The organism is Luteibacter sp. 9135 (assembly GCF_000745005.1).
Taxonomy (GTDB): Bacteria; Pseudomonadota; Gammaproteobacteria; order Xanthomonadales; family Rhodanobacteraceae; genus Luteibacter.
Genome location: NZ_JQNB01000001.1, coordinates 1,001,434 through 1,019,872, shown reverse-complemented (window position 1 = coordinate 1,019,872; position 18,439 = coordinate 1,001,434). Strand labels below are relative to the sequence as shown.

Below are 18,439 nucleotides of genomic sequence, written 5' to 3'. Positions count from 1 at the left end.
ACACCGCTTGCACTGCCCACCCCATCTTCGGGTGCGGGCAAGGGCGGACATGCAAACAAGGTACATATCGGGCGTGCTAGTGGCGTTGCTGGCCCTGGCCGGTGGCCTCCCGGCTACCGCGGGCGCGGAAGACCTGATGGACGTCTACCGCGAGGCCGTGGCCAACGACCCGGTGCTGGCCAGTGCGGACGCGCGCCGGCTGGTGGTGGCGGAAGGCGTGCCCCAGGCGCGTGCGGCCTTGCTGCCGCAGCTGTCCGCCGGCCTCGAGCTGCAGCAGTTCCATCCGGGCAACATCGGCGTGCAGTCCAGCAACGATGCGGCACCATCCACCACCACGGACGGGCATAGCCGGCAACGCGACCTCACGCTGACCCTCGACCAGACCGTGCTGGACCTGTCGAAGTTCTCGCGGGAGCGGCAGGCGGCCGCGACGGCCCAGGCGCAGGACGCGACATACCAGGGCGAACTGCAGGATCTGTACGTTCGCGCGACCACGGCCTACTTCGACGTGCTGGTGGCGCAGGACCAGGTGGAGGTGTTCCGCTCGTACGAAGATGCCTATAAGCAGCAGTACGACCAGGCCACCACGCTGTTCAGGAACGGACTGGCGCCGGAAGCCGACCTCACCCAGTCGCGCGCGTATTACCTCTACATCAAGTCGTCGCGCGTGGATGCGGAGACCTCGCTGAAGGATGCGCGGCGTGCGTTGCAGCAGCTGACCGGCAAGGAGCCCGGCACGCTGAAGGCCCTGCGCGAAGACCTGCCGATGGAAGCGCCCGCGCCCGACGACGCCAACGCCTGGGTGGAACAGGCCATGCGCCAGAGCCCGGACGTGATGGCGGCCAGTCACCTGGTCCGGGCGGACGAGCACGCGATCGCCGCGGCCCGCAGCGGACACCTGCCGACCGTCAACCTCGCCGTGAACTACGACAAGGCCGGCGCGTGGCGCAACGGCGTGCGCGGTGGCGCCGGGTACGGCACGGGTACCACCACGGTCGGACTGGTGCTGGCAGTACCGCTGTTCAGCGGTGGGCTGACCCAGTCGCAGGTGCGCCAGGCGATCCACCAGCGTGACGCGGACGAGGGCGACCTGGAGTCGCTGCGCCGACAGACGGCGCGCGACACCACTAACTACTTCAACCTGGTGACCGCCGGCATCGGTCAGGTCGGCGACGCGCGCGAGGCGGTGGAATCGGGCAAGAAGGCGCTGGCGTCGATGCGCGCGGGCTACGACATCGGCACGCAGAGCCTGACCAACGTCGTCGTCGCCATCCAGACGCTGGCCGAAATCCGCACGCAATACACCGCGCTGCGTCATCAGTTCATCCTCAACAAGCTGCGGCTCAAGCGCGCCGCCGGCATCGCCGAAATCAGGGACATCGAAGCGATCAACCGGCTGCTGCAATAACGTTCCGAGCCGATGGCCATCGTGGGCCATTCGCGCATGTGGCGTGCCAAACACCCACATCGGCGTACCATATCCGCTCTTGCCTACACGGGACCCCGAGCCCATGCCGCGCCGATCCTTCCAGACACCGCTTGCGGAAGGCACGTGCCGCATGATCTGCACGATCTCGGCGGCCATGGTCGGTGTCTGCCTCACCGGCGTCGGGCTGCTGCGCGTGTCCAATGCGGTGAGCCGCACCGACAGCTGGGCCGACGACCTGCTCTCGGTCGATGCGATCTTCTTCCTCGTCGCCACCCTCAGCGCGTATTTCGCGTTGCGGACGGAAACCGAGGTGCGCCTGCACCGCCTGGAACGCATCGCCGATGTCGCCTTCATCGCCGCGATGATCCTGCTGACCGCGGCCTGTTTCTTCATCACCTACGCCGTCAGCCTCTGACCGATGCCGCGAGGAACCGCCGTGCCCAGCTGGACCGATCGCCGTGTGCTCGACCTGCTCGCCATCGAGCAACCGCTGCTGCTGGCGCCGATGGCCGGCGCAGGTGGCGCGGCGCTGGCCATCGCCGTCGCCCGGGCCGGCGGGTTGGGCGCGATCCCCTGTGCATCGCTATCCGCCGCGACCATCCGCGAGCACGTCGCCGCGTTCCGTGGCGCGGTGACGGCGCCGCTCAACCTCAATTTCTTCGCGCACACGCCGGTCGCGCCCGACGAGGCGCAAACACGGCGCTGGCAGGAACGGTTGGCGACGTATTTCACCGAGTACGGCGTGGACCCGGACGCCGCGTCCGCCACAGGGGGCCGAGCGCCATTCGACACCGCCCTCTGCGAACTGGTGGAGGCTTTGACGCCCGAGGTGGTCAGCTTCCACTTCGGGCTGCCCGATCCGGTGTTGCTCCAGCGGGTGAAAGCCGCCGGGGCCATCGTGCTCGCCTCCGCCACCACGGTGGCCGAGGGGCGCTGGCTCGCCGAGCGTGGCTGTGACGTCGTGATCGCCCAGGGTTACGAGGCCGGCGGCCATCGCGGCAATTTCCTTACCCACGACATGGCGGCCCAGCCCGGCACGATGGCCCTGGTACCGCAGATGGTCGATGCGTTGCGGGTGCCGGTGATTGCCGCCGGAGGGATCGCGGACGGTCGCGGCACGGCGGCGGCGCTGTGCCTCGGCGCGTCGGCGGTGCAGGTGGGCACGGCCTTCCTGCGGACGCCGGAAGCCACGATCGCCCCCGTGCATCGCAAGGCGCTGCGCGCCCTGCGCGACGACGGCACCGTGGTCACCAACGTGCTGACCGGCCGTCCGGCGCGTGGCGCGGTCAATCGCATCATGCGCGAACTGGGCCCGCTGGCGGCCGATGCCTTGCCGTTCCCGCTGGCCGCCGGCCCCCTGGCGCCGTTGCGCGCGGCCACCGAAGCCACTGGGCAGGGCGATTTCCAACCCTTGTGGGCCGGGCAGGCCGGCGCGCTCGCGCGGGAGGTGCCTGCGGAGGAGATCGCGCGTACCATGCTCGCCCAGGCAGCGGCACGGCTGCGACTGGGTTGATGCTCGCGGACCCCATCCGCGAGAGGGGGACGACATGATCGACGATGCGAATGAATGGATTCGGCTGCGCCGCAGCGACGATGCCGAAGACCAACAGCGCGCCATGACCGAGGCCGTGCCCGTCGCGGTATGGGCGCAGGTCTATGAGCGCGCGCCGGACCTGCGGCCGTTCATCGCGGCCCACCGCGAGGTGGCCTTGCCGATGCTGGAGCGGCTCGCCGACGATCCGGACGCGACCGTCCGCCTCGCCATCGCCCAGCGAAAGGTTGCGCCGGAAAACCTGCTGCGGCTGCTCGCCGATGACGTGAACGAACAGGTGCGCCTCGCCGTCGCGGCCCATCCGTCGACCGGCAAGGACGTGCTCCAATACCTGTCCCGCGTAGACGGCGCCGAGGCGGTACGCGTTCGTGCCACTGCACGGCTGCGGGCACTCACCCACCCGTCGTCGCATTCCTGACAACCGCCACGGAGCCGAAACCGCCATGCCTGTCGCCACGGCCGAAAACGTCGGCCATCGCTTCGCCCTCGAACGCCTGCTCAGCGCCCGCGAGCGCTCGTGGGCGGCATTGCGCGATATCGCAGCGCACATCCGTCCGGGCATGACCGAGCCGGAGGCCGCGGTGCTGGCGAAGGAACGGCTGCAGGCCGCAGGCATGGACCGCATCTGGCATCCGAGCATCCTGCGTTTCGGCGAGAACACGCTGAAGACCTTCCGCCAGCGTTCGGCGCCGGACACGGTGCTGGGCGATGACGATATCTACTTCGTGGATCTCGGGCCGGTGTTCGACGGCCACGAAGGCGATGTCGGCGATACCTTCGTGCTGGGCGACGATCCACTCAAGCACGCCTGCGCCGAGGCCGCCCGCGAGCTGTTCCGCCGGGGCGAGGCGCGCTGGCGCGATGGCGTGACCGGCGTCGCCCTGTATGCGTACCTGAGTGCGGAAGCGCAGGCCATGGGCTGGCGCCTCAACCATGCGACCAAGGGTCACCGCGTGGGCGATTACCCGCACGCCGTGCACAAGGCGGGCACCCTGGGCAACTTCGACGCGGCGCCGGTGCCCGGGCTGTGGATCCTCGAGATCCAGATCGCGCATCCCGAGCGGCCGATCGGCGCGTTCTACGAAGACCTTCTGGTCGCGTAGCTCACCGGGGCCGCGACAGGCCCATCAACGCCATCGCCACGACCGCCGCGCCGAAGGTCAGCACGCCGACGCCATAGACTGCGCCGAGCGCGGCGCCTTCCGCGAGCAAGCTGCCGGCATAGGCCACGGTCACCAGCAGCCAGCCGGCAGCCTTCGCCGCACGCGTCCGTCCCGCCGGGAGCGACCGGCCGAACAGATCGCGCTGGTGGCGCGACATGCCCAGGCACAGCAGGGCGAAGCCGAGTACCGAGGCCACCAGCGGTAACGCGATCATGCATCCGCTCCGGTGGCGATCACCGCGTGCTTGCGCCTCGCGCCCGCCGGCCGCCTGTACAGCTTCCACGCGGCGATGCCCAGGCCGGCGGCCAGGGACAGCATGGTCAGGTCGAAGCCGACGAACACACCGTCGCCGCGCGCCAGGCTAGGCAGCAAACCGCGCTCCGTGGTCAGCTCGTCCACGACAGGCAGGGCCGCGAAGGCCGCGGCGCCGAGCATGAGCACCGCCAGCCAGGCACGCCGCGGCCGTTGCACGCAGGCGATCAACAGCGCGGCGCCCCAGCCGATGAAGAAGGCATGCACCTCCCACGTCGCCCGGTCGTCCATGCGCACCGGCAACAGCCGGTTGGCCAGGAAGTGGCAGGCGAAGGCCAGCGGCAGGCCGGCGACGGTGGCGATATTGAGCCGCTCGACCAGCACGAAACCGAGATGGGGCCGGTCGGGATCGGGGAGCTGGAGCCGCCGTTTGGCCGTCCACAGGACCAGGCCCGTCGCCACCATCAGCGTGCCGGCCAGGCTGCACAGGAAATACAGCCAACGCAGCGCGTACGGCGCGTAACGCCCCGCGTGCAGGCCCACCATCGTGCTTTCGGTCGCGCTCGCGCCTCCCTTGGACGCCGGCAGCGGATGCATGCGTCCCGTTGCGGCGTCGAACAGCAGGGTCTTTGCGCGGGCGTCCATGGCATCGCCGCCACTGCGGAACAGGCGCACCACGCCATGCCGGTCGCCGGGTAGCGCGATGTCGATGAAGCCCGGCTGCGCGCCGCCCCATACCGCGCGTGCCTGCGCGATCATCCCGGCCAGGGGCGCCATCGGTGCCGGCTGGCCGGAACGCTCCGGCGGCGGCTCGCTGCCGAACGCCTCGGCGAAGTAGGCTGCCTTGCTCGGATACGCGGCCGCCACGCCCCAGGGCATGTACAGCGACTGCAGCGTAACCAGGCCGGTAAACGTGATCATCAGGTGGAACGGCAGGGCCAGCACGGCGCTGACGTTGTGCGCGTCCAGCCAGGAGCGCTGCCCCTTGCCGAAGCGCAGGGTGAAGAAGTCGGCGAAGATCTTCTTGTGCGTGATCACCCCGCTGACGATGGCCACCAGCATGAACATGGCGCAGAAGCCGACCACCCAGCGAGCCCAGATCACCGGCATGTAGTGCAGGTCGAAGTGCATGCGATAGAGGAACGCGCCGCCCAGGGTGGGGCGCGACACCACGGGCTGCCCGTTGCCGTCCAGCGTCAGCGTGTTGTCGCGCGCCGCGCTGCGGTCTTCACCCGCTTGCCGCCAGTAGACCGTGGAGGCGATCGCGCGCTGGCCAGGCAGGGCGATGGACCAGCTGTCCGCGCCGGGCTGGTGGGCGTTAAGCCACGTCACCGCGCCTTCCGCGGCGCGCGTCGGCTGGCGCACGCCGGTGATCTCCGGCTGCATCCATCGGGTGATCTCGTCCTGGAAATACGCGCTGGTGCCGGTCGCGAAGATCGCCAGCAACAGCCAGCCGACGAGCAGGCCCGCCCAGGTATGCAGCCAGGCCATCGACTGGCGCAGGCCACCGTTGACCCCGTTCATGGCGCCGCTCCGTGCAGCGACGCCGCCAGCGCCACCGCGAGCGGTACGCCGATCGCCGCCAGCCCGATCCAGGCATGTGCCGCGCTGCGCGAGGCGAACGCGAAAATGGCCACCGCGGCGTAGACCGCGAACGAGACGAGCATGCCGGCGACTACCGCCTCGACACGCGCCATGGGCAGCCAGCGCGCGCACGCCGCCGCCACCAGGGCCGCCAGCGCATAGCCGCCGAACACCGCGGCGGTGGCTCGGCCCGTCACGTCCAGCGCCCGCATGGGGGAGATGCCTGTCGTCTTGCGCCTGCTCATGCCGGGATGTCTTTCGCCGTGGTGGGTGCGGAAACGGGTCGACCAGTTTACGCAAATGCGATTCATTCGCAATATCAGCGTAAGGTATTGCGGTGCCTGCCACATGTGCGGCATCATGGTAATGAGATTCGTTCGCGTTAACCGCGACATTCCCCCGCTACGGACCCATGCTCATGATCCTTCCCAAGAAGGCGCTGCCCCTGCTCATCGCAGGGGTGTTGGCCTCGCACGCTTCCTTTGCCCAAGACACGAACCGCACCGATAAGGCCGTCCAGCTGGATGCCGTCGACGTGCGTGGCGTCAAGCTCGACCAAGGCTACGCACGGCAGGACGCCGAGGGCGCGACGAAGACCGATACGCCGATCGTCGAAACGCCGCAGGCGGTGTCGGTTATCTCCGGCACGCAGATGCTCGACCAGGGCGTGCTGACGGTGCAGGACGCGCTGCGCTACTCGGCCGGCGTGCGCTCCGATGCCTACGGCGTGGACAGCCGTGGTGACGACGCCTTCGTCCGCGGCGCGTCGTTCACCTCCTACCTGGACGGCCTGCGGCAGTCGTTCGGTGGTTCGTACGCACGCACCGAGCCCTATTTCCTCGACCATATCGAGGTGGTGCGCGGTCCCTCGTCGGTGCTTTACGGACAAGGCACCACGGGCGGTCTGATCGGTCTCACGTCGAAGCGCCCGCAGTTCACCGCGGCGCGCGAGGTGCAGGTGCAGGTCGGCAACAACGCGCGCAAGCAGGCCGCGTTCGACTTCACCGGCCCGCTGGATGCGGCCGGCCATTGGGCGTATCGCCTGATCGGCGTGGTGCGCGACGCCGACTCGCAGATCGACCACGTATCCGACGACCGCAAGGCGATCTCCCCCTCGGTCACCTGGCAGCCCGACAACAACACCCGCTGGACCGTACTCGCCAACCTGCAGTTCGACCACAACGGCTCCTCGCTGAACTTCCTGCCGCACGCGGGCACGCTGCTGTTCAATCCGAACGGGCGCATTCCGACGAATCGCTTCGTCAGCGAGCCCGGCTTCGATCGCTACGACACCAGCCAGCGCGCGCTGTCGTCATTCTTCGAGCACCGCTTCAACGACACGTGGAAGTTCACCCAGAACGCGCGCTACTCGCACGACAACGTGGACTACCGCTCGCTCTATCCGAACGTCTATACCAACCCCGCGTATCCGTTCCTCGACGACGACCAGCGCACCGTGTCGCGCTATAGCTATATCGCCCTCAGCCGGCACAAGCGTTTCGTCACCGATACGCGCCTCGAGGGCGATTTCGATACGGGCGGCATGCATCACCGCGTGCTGTTCGGCGCGGACCTGGGCTATTCGCATACCGACAGCCGCCAGGGCAACGGCGTAGACCTCGTCCCGTTCGACCTGTACGCGCCGGTCTACGGTAACGGCTTCGTGCCGCCCGACATCCTGCCGGCACCGTCCAGCCATACGCGGCAGACCGGTCTCTACGTGCAGGACCAGATCAACTGGGGCGAGCACTGGATCGGCACGGTGGGCGTGCGCCATGATCGTGCCACGTTGACCACCGGCGACAGCCGCTCCGTCGACAATGCGACCACCTCGCGCTTCGGCGTGATGTACCGCTTCGACAACGGACTGGTGCCGTACGTGAGCTATACCGAGTCGTTCCAGCCGCTGGACAGCCTGGATTTCTACAACCGCCCCTACGAGCCGTTGCGCGGCAAACAGTACGAAGCCGGCGTGAAATACCAGCCTGTCGGCGGCTCGACGCTGCTCACCGCGACGTACTTCGACCTGCGCGAGGAAAACCGCCTCGCGCCCGATCCGCAGAATCCGCTGAACCAGGTCCAGGCAGGCCGCGCGAAGACCCGCGGCGTGGAACTGGAAGGCAGCTCGCGCCTGGGCAGCCATGTGGACCTCATCGGCACCTACACCTGGACGAAAGCGCGGCCGGACGACGGCACGATCGTCGCGGGCCTGCCGAAGAACCAAGCCTCCGCGTGGGGCGTGTACCACGTGAACGACGCCGACAGTGACGGTTTCAGCTTCGGCATCGGTGCACGCTACATCGGCACCAACTACGACGAGACCGGCACGCTCGTGGTGCCGCGCAAGACACTGTTCGATGCGATGGTGGCCTACACGCAGGGGCCGTGGCGCTTCTCCGTCAATGCCGCCAACGTCACCGACCAGGCGTACAGCGCCACGTGCCTGGCCCGTGGCGACTGCTTCTACGGCCCGCGTCGCAGCATCATGGGCAACGCCAGCTACCGCTTCTGACCGACCGTGGATTCCGGACGTCCGAACCGTTATGGTCGGATGTTCGGCTCGGGCGAACGGGAGATCGGCATGCGGCTAGGCAGGTTCATCGGGAGCGCGGTGCTTGCCGCGTGCGTATCCTTCGGCGCGCTGGCCGCGCCACCACCGGAGCATGCGGGCAACCCGGTCTTCCCCGGCTGGTACGCCGATCCGGAGGCGGCCATCTTCGACGACACCTACTGGATCTACCCCACCACCTCATTGCCTTACGCGCAGCAGAACCACTTCGATGCGTTCTCCTCGCCCGACCTGATCCACTGGACGAAGCACGCCGACGTGTTGTCGATGCGTGACATTCCCTGGGCGAAGAAGGCGCTGTGGGCACCGGCGCTGGTGAAGAAGGACGGCAAGTATTATTTCTTCTTCGCCGCCAACGATATCCAGAACGACAACGAGGTCGGCGGCATCGGCGTGGCCGTGGCCGACAAGCCCGACGGCCCGTTCAAGGACCTGATCGGCAAGCCGTTGATCGGCGCCTTCCACAACGGAGCGCAGCCGATCGACCAGTTCGTGTTCCGCGACGACGACGGCACTTACTACATGATCTACGGCGGCTGGAAACACGCCAACATCGTCAAGCTGAAACCCGACTTCACCGGCGTCGAGCCCATGGCCGACGGCACCGTGTTCAAGGAGATCACCCCCGCACCGGAGTACGTCGAAGGTCCGTTGATGTTCAAGCGCAACGGCAAGTACTACTTCATGTGGTCGGAGGGTGGCTGGACCGGTCCCGACTACTCGGTGGCCTACGCCGTGGGCGACTCGGTCACCGGGCCGTTCCGCCGCGTCGGCAAGGTCCTCCAGCAGGATCCGAAGATCGCCACCGGCGCGGGCCACCATTCGCTGTTCCATGTGGCGAAGGACGATAGCTGGTACATCGTCTACCACCGCCATCCGCTGGGCGACACCAACGGCAACCACCGTGAGACCAGCATCGACGAACTGCATTTCGCCGCCGACGGCAGCATCCTGCCAGTAAAAATGACGCAAGACGGCGTGCAAGCCAAACCGCTGGTAGGAGCGCACGATGTGCGCGAAAAACCAACAAAGCGGTAAAGCCGGGCCCCGCACGCGTTGAGCAAGAGCCGGCGGGTAGCCCCCTCGGTGCCACGCCGGCGGCGACCCGCTAAGGAAAGGCCGCTCCGCGGCCGTCTATCTATTGCCCTTCGGGCCGGGTCGGGCTTCGCACAGGGGTTTCCGACTCGACATCCTGTCTCGCGAAAACGGCCGACCGTCCTGGTCGGCCCCCTTCGGGCCTGATCTGTGCGAAGCCCTCGCCTGCGGCTACCGGCACCGAGGGGGCTACCCGCCGGCTCTTCCGCAAACTGAGGTGGCGTGTTGGGCGAGCAGCGAGTGGCGTTCGGCGAGCAGGGGTCGGGGGACGGCGTCAGCGCTTTGTTGGCTGTTCGCGCACATCGTGCGCTCCTACCCCGGAGGTAGGGCTCATTTATTCAACGCCTGATCCGCCGGCCGTGTAGGAGCGCACGATGTGCGCGAACCCTCAACACCACCCAAGGCGGCTGATGCCATGCGCAACACGCAAGCGAGCGTTCCCAGCAACGAAGCGAAACCTGGCTCTGCGCTCGACCACACGCAACCTCAGTCCTCGAAAGAGCCGGCGGGTGCCACCCTCGCGGCCGCGGCAGCGGCCTTTCCCTAGCGGGTCGCCGCAGGCGTGGCCCCGAGGGTGGCACCCGCCGGCTCTTGCTCCAAAGCGCGAGGCTCTCGCTTCAAGGCCTCAGCCCAAAGTCAAAGCGCACCGCACACAATCGAGAGTGCACGGTGCGCACCTTCCGTGACGATCACCGCCGTGTATCGTCCACGATCTCCACATCCGGGAATGCCTTACGCACACAGGCGACATACTCACCCGGCTTCAGCGCGGAGAACGCCGTCTGGTAGCCGACGAGCTTGCAGCCCGGCTGCTCGCGCCAGTTGTTTTCCCAATACACCGGCAACGCACCGGCACCGCCTTCGGCGAACTGCTTCATGCCCTTGCAACCGAGCACCTCATCGGCTCCCACCGGCACACCGAGCGTGGCGGCAAAGGCGCGGTAATAGGTGATGCGGTTGCGTGACTGCAGGTGTTCGTCCTGGCCGCCGCACTCCACGCCGCCGTTGATGATCTGCGTGGTGACGCCGAAGCCCGGCACCAGTCCCGCCGCACGATCCGCCGCGTTGGGCTGCCATGTGCCGTCGATGACATGCAGCATGGATGGCTTGGGCGGCTGCGGGTAGGTGAAGAAGAACGTGGCGCTGGCGAGGTTCAGCCAGGTATCGGCCACGCGCTCGGGCGCATCCAGCAGCGTTCGTACGTCACCGTACATGGCTTCGGAAAACGGGCCGTAGTTGTAGTTGTACGACAGCTGCTTGGCCCCGCGGCCGAAGTAGCTCTTGAAGGCGCCATCGGCGTAGGTACCGCAGGGCCAGGTGTCGGCGATCCACCCCTGGCTGGCGCATTCGCCGTTGTAGCCGCCGCGCGCGCCTTCGTTCCAGCCCATCTCGCGCACGTAGGCCAGCGTCTGGCGGTAGTCCTCCTCCGGCCGCCACGATTCGTGCGCGCCGGTTTCCTGGGCGAAGTGCGCGAACATCGTGGCCAGCGTCTTGCGGCAGATCGCTTCCGCATCGCGGCCGTCATCGTAGTCGGCGCACACCGCAGGGAACTTGGCCACGGCCTGGAGCAGCCCGCGATAGGAATACTCCGGCGCACGCAACGGGAACAGATACTCGAAGCGCGCCGCGTCCACGATCGATTCCACGCGCCGCACGTTGGCCGGGTTGGTGGTGCGGCCGGGTTGCACGGCTTCCACCGAGGCATTGTCCAGCGTGCGGATGGAGGCGCGTACCGCACCCATCAGCGGGTCCGTCGTCAGGCGTGATTCGTCGGCCAGCAGCTGGCTGAGCAGGACCTCGCGTGGCTTGCCGGGCGGTGGCGGGGGAGGCGGATCGCCCGGGTTGCCCGGATCGCCCGGGTGACCGGGTTGGTCCGGCCCCGGACATCCCGTGGGCGTATCCCTGGCCGTGCGCTCCCAGGGTGTATCCCACGGGTGGGCGACCTGGTCGACGTGGGCGGGCGAATGGCCGGGTTCGACCCACCACTTCGCGCGGAAGACATCGCCCTTGAACGTGACGACGCAGTTCTCCGTGTAGGTGGAAGAAGGATCGTAGTCCTGGGCGAATGCGGCCGGTATGAGGGCGAGCGCACACAGGGCGCTCGCGACATGCAACGTGCGGAACGGCGTGGAATACATGCAGCCTCCATGGCATCGGGCAACGCGGGCCGCAGGCCGGCCCGCCCGTTCACGCTAGCGCGGCACCGCCTGGCCGCCCATAGGATTCGTCCGAAAAGCGCCGATCAGTGTGCGGGCACCGGCTGCTTGCCCATGGCGGCGGTCTTCTGCGCGATCTTCGCCCGGATCGCGGGAATGACGGCCAGCGCCGCGCGTTCGCCCTCGAGGATGGCGACGTTCTTCTGGTCGAAGTCGGTCGGGCCGATCTGGCCCACCTTCGGGCGAATGACGATATCGGCGCGACCCAGTTCCTGTTCGGCCAGGCGGCGTCCCATGATGGTGATGGATTGCCCGACCACGCCCATCATGCTGCCGGGATTGCTGCCATCCGGACGCGCGGAGATATCCACGGCGATGACGATATCGGCGCCCAGCTGGCGTGCCGCATCCACCGGCACGGGGCTGACCACGCCACCGTCGACGAAGTGCCGGCCGCCGATCTCCACCGGCTCGAACACGCCGGGGATGCTGCTGGACGCGCGCACCGCCTGGCCGGCGTTGCCACGGATGAAGATGGCGCGGTCGCCGTTTTCCAGTTGCGTTGCCACGGCCGCGAACGGCGTGTGCAGTTTCTCGATGGGCGTGTTCTTCACCAGCGCGTTGACGTAATCCTGCAGCTTCTGGCCCTGCACCAACCCGCCGGAAAAGAAACGGACGTCGCGGATGTTGCTTTCGTCCAGCGCGAAGGCCTGTTCCTGCAGCTGGAAGGCATCCATGCCCGAGGCATACAACACGCCGACGACGCTGCCGGCGCTGGTGCCAGACACCACGTCCGCGTGGATGCCGCTGGCTTCCAGCATCTTGATGACGCCGATATGCGCAAAGCCCTTGGCCGCGCCGCCGCCGAGCGCCAGGCCGATACGTGGTTTGGCGGCCAGTACGGGTACGGCCGTATCGGCCCGCTGGTCGGGCTTGCTCCCGCCGAAACAGCCGCTGAGCAGGGTGGCAAGCAGGAGCGGAAGCAGGGTGCGAGCGCGGCGGAACGTCATGTCGGCGACCAGGAAAGGGGCAGGCGGATCATCGGGCGCGGGCAGGGCGCCCGGGTGACGAAGGGATGGCGTAGCCCGGGCGCGGACGGCGCCCGGGTCGATCAGTCGCGCGTGTGGTCCGCATCCAGGTGGTAGCGGGTGGCCACGTCGATCTCGTTCTTCGAGCCCAGGAACACCGGCACGCGCTGGTGCAGGGCCGTGGGCTGCAACGCCATGATCCGTTCGCGGCCGGTGGTGGCGGCACCGCCCGCCTGTTCCACGATGAAGGCCATGGGATTAGCCTCATACATCAGGCGCAGCTTGCCGGTGCCGCCCTTGCCGGTGATCTTGGCATCCAGCGGGTAGATGAAGACACCGCCACGGGTGATGATCCGGTGCACGTCGGCCACCATCGAGGCCACCCAGCGCATGTTGAAGTCACGCCCGCGCGGGCCATCGGCACCGGCCAGCAACTCGCCGATGTAGCGCTGCATCGGTGCTTCCCAGTGGCGCTGGTTGGACATGTTGATGGCGAACTCCGCCGTTTCGGCGGGGATGGTGATGCCGCGACGGGTCAGCACGAAGCTGCCATGCTCACGGTCCAGCGTGAACTCGTGCACGCCATGGCCGAAGGTCAGCACCAGCAGGGTGCACGGGCCGTAGACCACGTAACCCGCGGCCACCTGCTCGGTACCGGGCTGGAGGAAATCGGAGGTCTTCGGTTCGGTGACGCCATCCGGGCAGCGCAGCACCGAGAAGATCGTGCCGACCGACACGTTCACGTCGATGTTGGACGAGCCGTCCAGCGGGTCGAACAACAGCAGGTGATTACCCTTGGGGTAGGCATCGGGAATGGGCTGGGGATCTTCCATTTCCTCCGAGGCGCAGGCGGCGAGGTGACCGCCCCAGGCATTGGCCTCGAGCAGGATCTCGTTGGAGATCACGTCCAGTTTCTTCTGGGCCTCACCCTGCACGTTGTCCGAGCCGGCGTTACCCAGCACACCGCCCAGGGCGCCCTTGCCGGTGGCCACCGAGATGCGCTTGCAGGCGCGGGCGACCACTTCGATCAGCAGGCTGAGCTGGGCATTGATATGCCCCTCGCGCTTTTCTTCGATCAGGAACTGGATCAGCGAAATCGGTTTCGTCATCGGACGGGCTCGGGCGCGAAAACCCGCATTGTCCGGATGTGGCGTGAACGGCGCCAGAGGGCTGCTGACAGAACGCTGTCAGCAGCCCTGGCGCAGACTCGTCCCTCACCGCAGCACAACCAAGGAAGAACTACCGCATGAACCCGAACCGCATCGTCTTCCACCACGCCCCGCAGAGCCGCTCCGGCAGTGTCCTCATGCTGCTGGAAGAACTGGGCGCGCAGTACGACCTGCACGTCATGAGCCTGGCCGCGGGCGAGCAGCGCCAGCCGGCGTACCTGAAGGTCAATCCGATGGGCAAGGTGCCCGCGATCGAGCACCGCGGTGAGCTGGTTACCGAGCGGCCGGCGATCTTCATCTACCTGGCCGATCTTTTCCCCGAGGCGAAGCTGGCGCCCTCGCTGGACGATGCACTGCGTGGCCCCTACCTGCGCTGGCTGGCCTTCTACGGCTCATGCTTCGAGCCGGCCGTTATGGACCGCTGGGCAAAACACGAGCCGATGCCGGCCATGCAGTCGGCCTATGGCGATTTCGATAGCGTGATGGATCTTCTGGAGGCGCAGCTGGCGACGGGTCCGTGGATGTTCGGCGAACGCTTCACCGCGGCCGACCTGCTCTGGGCCAGCTCGCTGTCGTGGACGATGGGTTTCGGTCTGGTACCCCGGCGTGACGTGTTCACCGCCTACGTGGATCGGGTGATGGCACGGCCGGCGGTGGTGCGGGCTCATGCCCAGGACGCGGCGCTGGCCAAGGCCCAGGCGCTGGCGGTCGCCTGACGAGAAAGCGATGATGCGCCCATGCGCCGTGCCGACCGCCTGTTCCTCATCATCAACGCCCTGCGCGGGCGGCGCACGGCGCTGCCCGCGCGGCAGCTGGCGATCACGCTCGAGGTATCGCTGCGCACGGTCTACCGCGATGTGGCCGACCTGCAGGCTTCCGGTGTGCCGATCGAGGGCGAGGCCGGCGTCGGTTATGTCTTGCGCAAGGGCGCGGACATCCCGCCGCTGATGTTCACCGCGGGCGAGCTGGAAGCGCTGGTGGCGGGCACGCGGTTCGTCCGAGCGTTTGCCGGCGAGCGGCTGGCGCGCGAGGCGCAGGCCGCCCTGATCAAGATCGAGGCGGTGCTGCCCCCCGACCTGCGTGAGCGCGCCGCGCAGTCGCGTATCTTCGCGCCCATCTGGCGGGACACGTTCCAGAACGAGGTGGCGGCCATGCTCGACCGCCTGCACGAGGCCGTGCTGGCGCACCGCGTGCTGTGCCTGGACTACACCGATGCGCAAGGCCGCAGCAGCACCCGCGAGGTATTGCCGCTGTGCCTGTCGTTCTGGGGTGGCGCGTGGACCCTGGGCACCTGGTGTCGCCACCGCGATGCGTTCCGCAACTTCCGTCCCGACCGCATCGCCAGCTGCCGCGAATCGGGCGAGGTGTTCGTCGACCAGCCGGGCCGTGATATCGCCGCCTACCTGGTCACGATGCACACCCACTACGCCGGCCTGGAATAGCGCCGCAGCACGCGACGGGATGCGATGATCGGGGTTTGACCACCCCCTTCGGAGCCCGCATGTCCCCCTGGATCCGCGCCATCGCCTTCGCCGGCCTCGTTGCCGGCACCGCCCACGCCGCCGCACCGATGGCCACGCCCGCCGACGCAGCGTTCAAGGCGATCTATACGAAGGAGTGGGCCTGGCGCAACGGCCAGGCCGGGATCCTCACCTCCGGTGAAGCACAGCCCGGCGAGGGTCGGCTGGACACGGTGGACGCCGCCAGTCAGGCGAAGCGTCTCGCTTACTGGAACGACGTGCTGGCGCAGCTGAAGCGGATCGATCCGGCCTCGCTGAGTGGCACGGTGCGCGTGGACTACGAGGTCTACCAGGCGCAGATCGCCAACCTGGCCGCCGCGCAGCGTTTCCAGCAGTGGCAGATGCCGTTCAACAGCGACTCGGCGTTCTGGTCGGACATCGGGTACGTGATGCATGGCGACGACCTGCGCACGCGCGACGACTACCGCAAATACATCGACCGCCTGCGCCAGATCCCCGCTTACATGGACCAGGAGATCGCCAACATGCGCCTGGGCCTGGCGCGTGGTTTTACGGTGCCGCGGGCCGTGCTCGACGGGCGCGACGTATCGATCGCCGCCGTCGCCGACCTGAAGAAGCCGGAGGACAGCGCGCTCTACCGGCCGTTCACCGCGTTGCCGAAGACGCTTCCGGCGGCCGACGCCGAGGCGCTGCGCGCGGAAGCCCGCCAGGTCATCGCCGGCGACGTGATCCCGGCCTATGGCCGCTTGCTCACCTTCTTCCGGACCGAGTACGTGCCCGGTGCGCGGCCCACTCTGGCGGCGGAGTCGCTGCCCGACGGCAAGGCCTACTACCGGCAGCAGATCATCGAGTACACCACGCTGGACCTCACCCCGGATGCCATCCATGCCATCGGCCTGCGCGAGGTGGATCGGCTGCACAAGGAGATGGTGCAGACGATGCAGCAGACCGGATTCAAGGGCGACTTCCCGGCGTTCCTGGCCTTCCTGCGCAGCGATCCGCAGTTCTACGCCAAGACGCCCGACGAGCTGTTGATGCGCACGGCGTGGGTCGCCAAGCAGGTGGACGCGAAGCTGGGCAAGTACTTCGGCCTGTTGCCCCGGCAGCGTTTCGCCATCGAGCCGGTGCCGGCGGACATCGCGCCGTATTACACGTCCGGCCGCGGTGGCCCGGATACGTACCTGGTCAATACCTACGACCTGCCGTCGCGTCCGCTGTTCAACATGCCGGCGCTGACCCTGCACGAGTCGATGCCGGGCCACGCGTTGCAGCTGGCGCTGTCGGCCGAGCAGCAGGGGCTGCCCGACTTCCGGCGCGACGGCTATATCTCGGCGTACGGCGAGGGCTGGGCGCTGTATTCGGAATACCTCGGCGAGGAGATGGGCATTTACCACACGCCCTACGAGCACTTCGGCTTCCTCACCTACCAGATGTGGCGCGCCTGTCGCCTGGTGGTGGATACGGGCATCCACCACCTTGGCTGGAGCCGGCAGCAGGCGATCGATTACCTCAGCAGCAACACCGCGCTGAGCCAGCGCGAGATCGCCAACGAGGTGGACCGGTACATCAGCTGGCCGGGCCAGGCGCTGTCCTACGAACTGGGCTACCTGAAGATCCGTGCCCTGCGCGACAAGGCGGAGAAGGCGCTGGGTGAAAGCTTCGACCTGCGGGCGTTCCACGACACGGTGTTGTCGCTGGGCTCGGTACCCCTGCCGGTACTGGAGCAGCATGTCGACGAATGGATCGCCGCGCAGCGCAAGCATTGACGGGATAGTCCGGGCGCGGTCCAGCGGTCGACGTGCTACCACGATATCCACACATGAAGTAACATAAATCATGTATCCACCAGTGGAGTCGTCGATGCAGCCTGCGATTCATGCCCGTCCGACACCCGTCGCCGACCTCGGCGGCCCGGCACTGCGGGCTTTTTTCGCCTTGGCCGAGCGCTGGAAACTCCGCGGCGCCGAGCAGCGCACCCTGCTGGGCGATCCGCCGGAGTCCACCTACTTCAAGTGGAAGAAGCTGCAGGACGGCGCGCCTGGGCGCGACGTAATCGAGCGCATCAGCTACCTGCTGGGCATCTGGAAAGACCTGCAGATCCTGTTCCCCGAACCCGGCCAGGCGGATGCCTGGGTCCGCAAACCCAACGCGGCCCCGTTGTTCGGTGGCCGCTCGGCGCTGGATCGCATGCTCTCGGGCAACGTCGCCGACCTTTATGTCGTCCGCCAGTACCTGGACGCCCAGCGCGGCTGGAACGGATGACCCCGCTGCCGCCGTCGCGGCGGATACGCTGGGCTCACGCCTACCGCATCGTTCCCAGCCGGTTTCCCCCGGTGGGCCTGTTCGACCGCATCGCCGATCCGAAGGATATCGACGCGGTGATGGCGATCGAGTCGCTGACCAACCCCCGCCTGCGCGAGGAAATAGGCGCACTGAGCCTGCTGCCGCCCGGTCGCCGGGTGTCGGGGCACGGCACTACGCCGATCATGGCCGCCTTCGCCCATATCCCGCCGGAGGGCAGCCGGTTCTCGGACGGCCACTGGGGCGTGTTCTACGCGGCGCACACCGTGGCCACCGCCATCGAGGAAACCGTCTACCACCGGGAAGCCTTCCTGGCGGCCACGCGCGAGCCACCGACGGATGTCCAGGTGCGCTGCTACGCCACGTCCATCGCCGGCCGCCTGCACGATATCCGCGGCGGCTGGCCCGCGGAGCACGCTCCGGATTCCTACGCGGCCAGTGTCGCGCTCGCCCGCCGCCTGCGCGAGGAGGGTTCCAACGGCATCGTCTACGACAGCGCGCGGCATCCCGGCGGCGAGTGCGTGGCGGTGTTCTATCCGGACCTGGTGGCGCCCTGCCTGCAGGCCGAGCACTTCATCTATCGCTGGAACGGCCAGCACGTGGAGGCCGTGCTCAAGGTCACCGCGGTGGATCGTCCGGGTTTGCCCCCGGGCGCCTGAG

The 18,439-nt window shown here is 67.8% G+C and carries 18 protein-coding genes; 12 read left to right on the top strand and 6 right to left on the bottom strand.

The features are described 5' to 3' along the window. Positions 1-49: 49 nt before the first annotated feature. The 5 genes from FA89_RS04535 to FA89_RS04515 all read left to right on the top strand — a co-directional run bounded on the left by FA89_RS04535 (position 50) and on the right by FA89_RS04515 (position 4,084). On the top strand, positions 50-1,408 hold the full coding sequence (locus tag FA89_RS04535; protein ID WP_185754224.1) for a TolC family outer membrane protein: 1,359 nt from the start codon (positions 50-52) through the stop codon (positions 1,406-1,408). 103 nt (positions 1,409-1,511) lie between these two features. Next, positions 1,512-1,844: a hypothetical protein gene (locus FA89_RS04530; RefSeq protein WP_036138622.1), complete on the top strand. Its 333-nt coding sequence runs from the start codon at positions 1,512-1,514 to the stop codon at positions 1,842-1,844. A gap of 21 nt (positions 1,845-1,865) precedes the next feature. Then, a complete protein-coding gene (locus FA89_RS04525; RefSeq protein ID WP_221174278.1) occupies positions 1,866-2,942 on the top strand; it encodes an NAD(P)H-dependent flavin oxidoreductase in 1,077 nt (358 codons plus the stop codon). A 34-nt stretch (positions 2,943-2,976) separates the two neighbouring features. Then, entirely contained in the window at positions 2,977-3,399 is a 423-nt protein-coding gene (locus tag FA89_RS04520; RefSeq protein ID WP_036138614.1) for a hypothetical protein, read from the top strand. A gap of 25 nt (positions 3,400-3,424) precedes the next feature. Beyond that, positions 3,425-4,084 (top strand): M24 family metallopeptidase, encoded by a 660-nt coding sequence (locus FA89_RS04515; protein WP_036138611.1) that lies wholly within the window; start codon positions 3,425-3,427, stop codon positions 4,082-4,084. A 1-nt stretch (position 4,085) separates the two neighbouring features. On the opposite strand, the gene FA89_RS04510 is transcribed toward FA89_RS04515, so the two are convergent. Genes FA89_RS04510 through FA89_RS04500 form a run of 3 tightly spaced genes read right to left on the bottom strand, consistent with a single transcriptional unit; the run spans position 4,086 to position 6,225 of the window. Further along, on the bottom strand, positions 4,086-4,358 hold the full coding sequence (locus FA89_RS04510; RefSeq protein WP_036138609.1) for a DUF3325 domain-containing protein: 273 nt from the start codon (positions 4,356-4,358) through the stop codon (positions 4,086-4,088). Then, positions 4,355-5,920 carry a PepSY-associated TM helix domain-containing protein gene (locus tag FA89_RS04505; RefSeq protein ID WP_036138606.1) on the bottom strand — a complete coding sequence of 522 codons (1,566 nt, stop codon included), beginning with the start codon at positions 5,918-5,920 and terminating at the stop codon, positions 4,355-4,357. The genes FA89_RS04510 and FA89_RS04505 overlap by 4 nt, the downstream gene beginning before the upstream one ends. Beyond that, a complete protein-coding gene (locus tag FA89_RS04500; RefSeq protein WP_081916348.1) occupies positions 5,917-6,225 on the bottom strand; it encodes a hypothetical protein in 309 nt (102 codons plus the stop codon). Before FA89_RS04500 ends, FA89_RS04505 begins: the two co-directional genes overlap by 4 nt. A gap of 173 nt (positions 6,226-6,398) precedes the next feature. Between FA89_RS04500 and FA89_RS04495 the strand changes: the two genes are divergently transcribed. Continuing rightward, positions 6,399-8,492, top strand: a complete 2,094-nt coding sequence (locus FA89_RS04495) for a TonB-dependent siderophore receptor (protein ID WP_051938528.1) — start codon at positions 6,399-6,401, stop codon at positions 8,490-8,492. 69 nt (positions 8,493-8,561) lie between these two features. Continuing rightward, complete coding sequence (locus FA89_RS04490; RefSeq protein ID WP_051939017.1) at positions 8,562-9,587, top strand: glycoside hydrolase family 43 protein; 1,026 nt, start codon at positions 8,562-8,564, stop codon at positions 9,585-9,587. Positions 9,588-10,333: 746 nt separating this feature from the next. Here the strand turns inward: FA89_RS04490 and FA89_RS04485 are convergent. From FA89_RS04485 to FA89_RS04475, 3 genes are all read right to left on the bottom strand, one after another. After that, positions 10,334-11,782 carry a glycoside hydrolase family 19 protein gene (locus tag FA89_RS04485; protein ID WP_051938527.1) on the bottom strand — a complete coding sequence of 483 codons (1,449 nt, stop codon included), beginning with the start codon at positions 11,780-11,782 and terminating at the stop codon, positions 10,334-10,336. Positions 11,783-11,886: 104 nt separating this feature from the next. After that, on the bottom strand, positions 11,887-12,810 hold the full coding sequence (locus FA89_RS04480; RefSeq protein WP_036138598.1) for a patatin-like phospholipase family protein: 924 nt from the start codon (positions 12,808-12,810) through the stop codon (positions 11,887-11,889). 101 nt (positions 12,811-12,911) lie between these two features. Continuing rightward, positions 12,912-13,937: a class 1 fructose-bisphosphatase gene (locus FA89_RS04475; RefSeq protein WP_036138595.1), complete on the bottom strand. Its 1,026-nt coding sequence runs from the start codon at positions 13,935-13,937 to the stop codon at positions 12,912-12,914. A gap of 137 nt (positions 13,938-14,074) precedes the next feature. Between FA89_RS04475 and FA89_RS04470 the strand changes: the two genes are divergently transcribed. The 5 genes from FA89_RS04470 to FA89_RS04450 all read left to right on the top strand — a co-directional run bounded on the left by FA89_RS04470 (position 14,075) and on the right by FA89_RS04450 (position 18,438). Beyond that, on the top strand, positions 14,075-14,713 hold the full coding sequence (locus FA89_RS04470; RefSeq protein ID WP_036138593.1) for a glutathione S-transferase family protein: 639 nt from the start codon (positions 14,075-14,077) through the stop codon (positions 14,711-14,713). 21 nt (positions 14,714-14,734) lie between these two features. Further along, positions 14,735-15,439, top strand: a complete 705-nt coding sequence (locus FA89_RS04465; protein ID WP_036138590.1) for a helix-turn-helix transcriptional regulator — start codon at positions 14,735-14,737, stop codon at positions 15,437-15,439. A gap of 35 nt (positions 15,440-15,474) precedes the next feature. Beyond that, positions 15,475-17,244 carry a DUF885 family protein gene (locus tag FA89_RS04460; protein ID WP_081916347.1) on the top strand — a complete coding sequence of 590 codons (1,770 nt, stop codon included), beginning with the start codon at positions 15,475-15,477 and terminating at the stop codon, positions 17,242-17,244. Positions 17,245-17,338: 94 nt separating this feature from the next. Continuing rightward, entirely contained in the window at positions 17,339-17,740 is a 402-nt protein-coding gene (locus tag FA89_RS04455; protein ID WP_036138588.1) for an MbcA/ParS/Xre antitoxin family protein, read from the top strand. Then, positions 17,737-18,438, top strand: a complete 702-nt coding sequence (locus FA89_RS04450; protein ID WP_036138585.1) for an RES family NAD+ phosphorylase — start codon at positions 17,737-17,739, stop codon at positions 18,436-18,438. Before FA89_RS04455 ends, FA89_RS04450 begins: the two co-directional genes overlap by 4 nt. The last annotated feature ends 1 nt before the right edge of the window (position 18,439 follow it).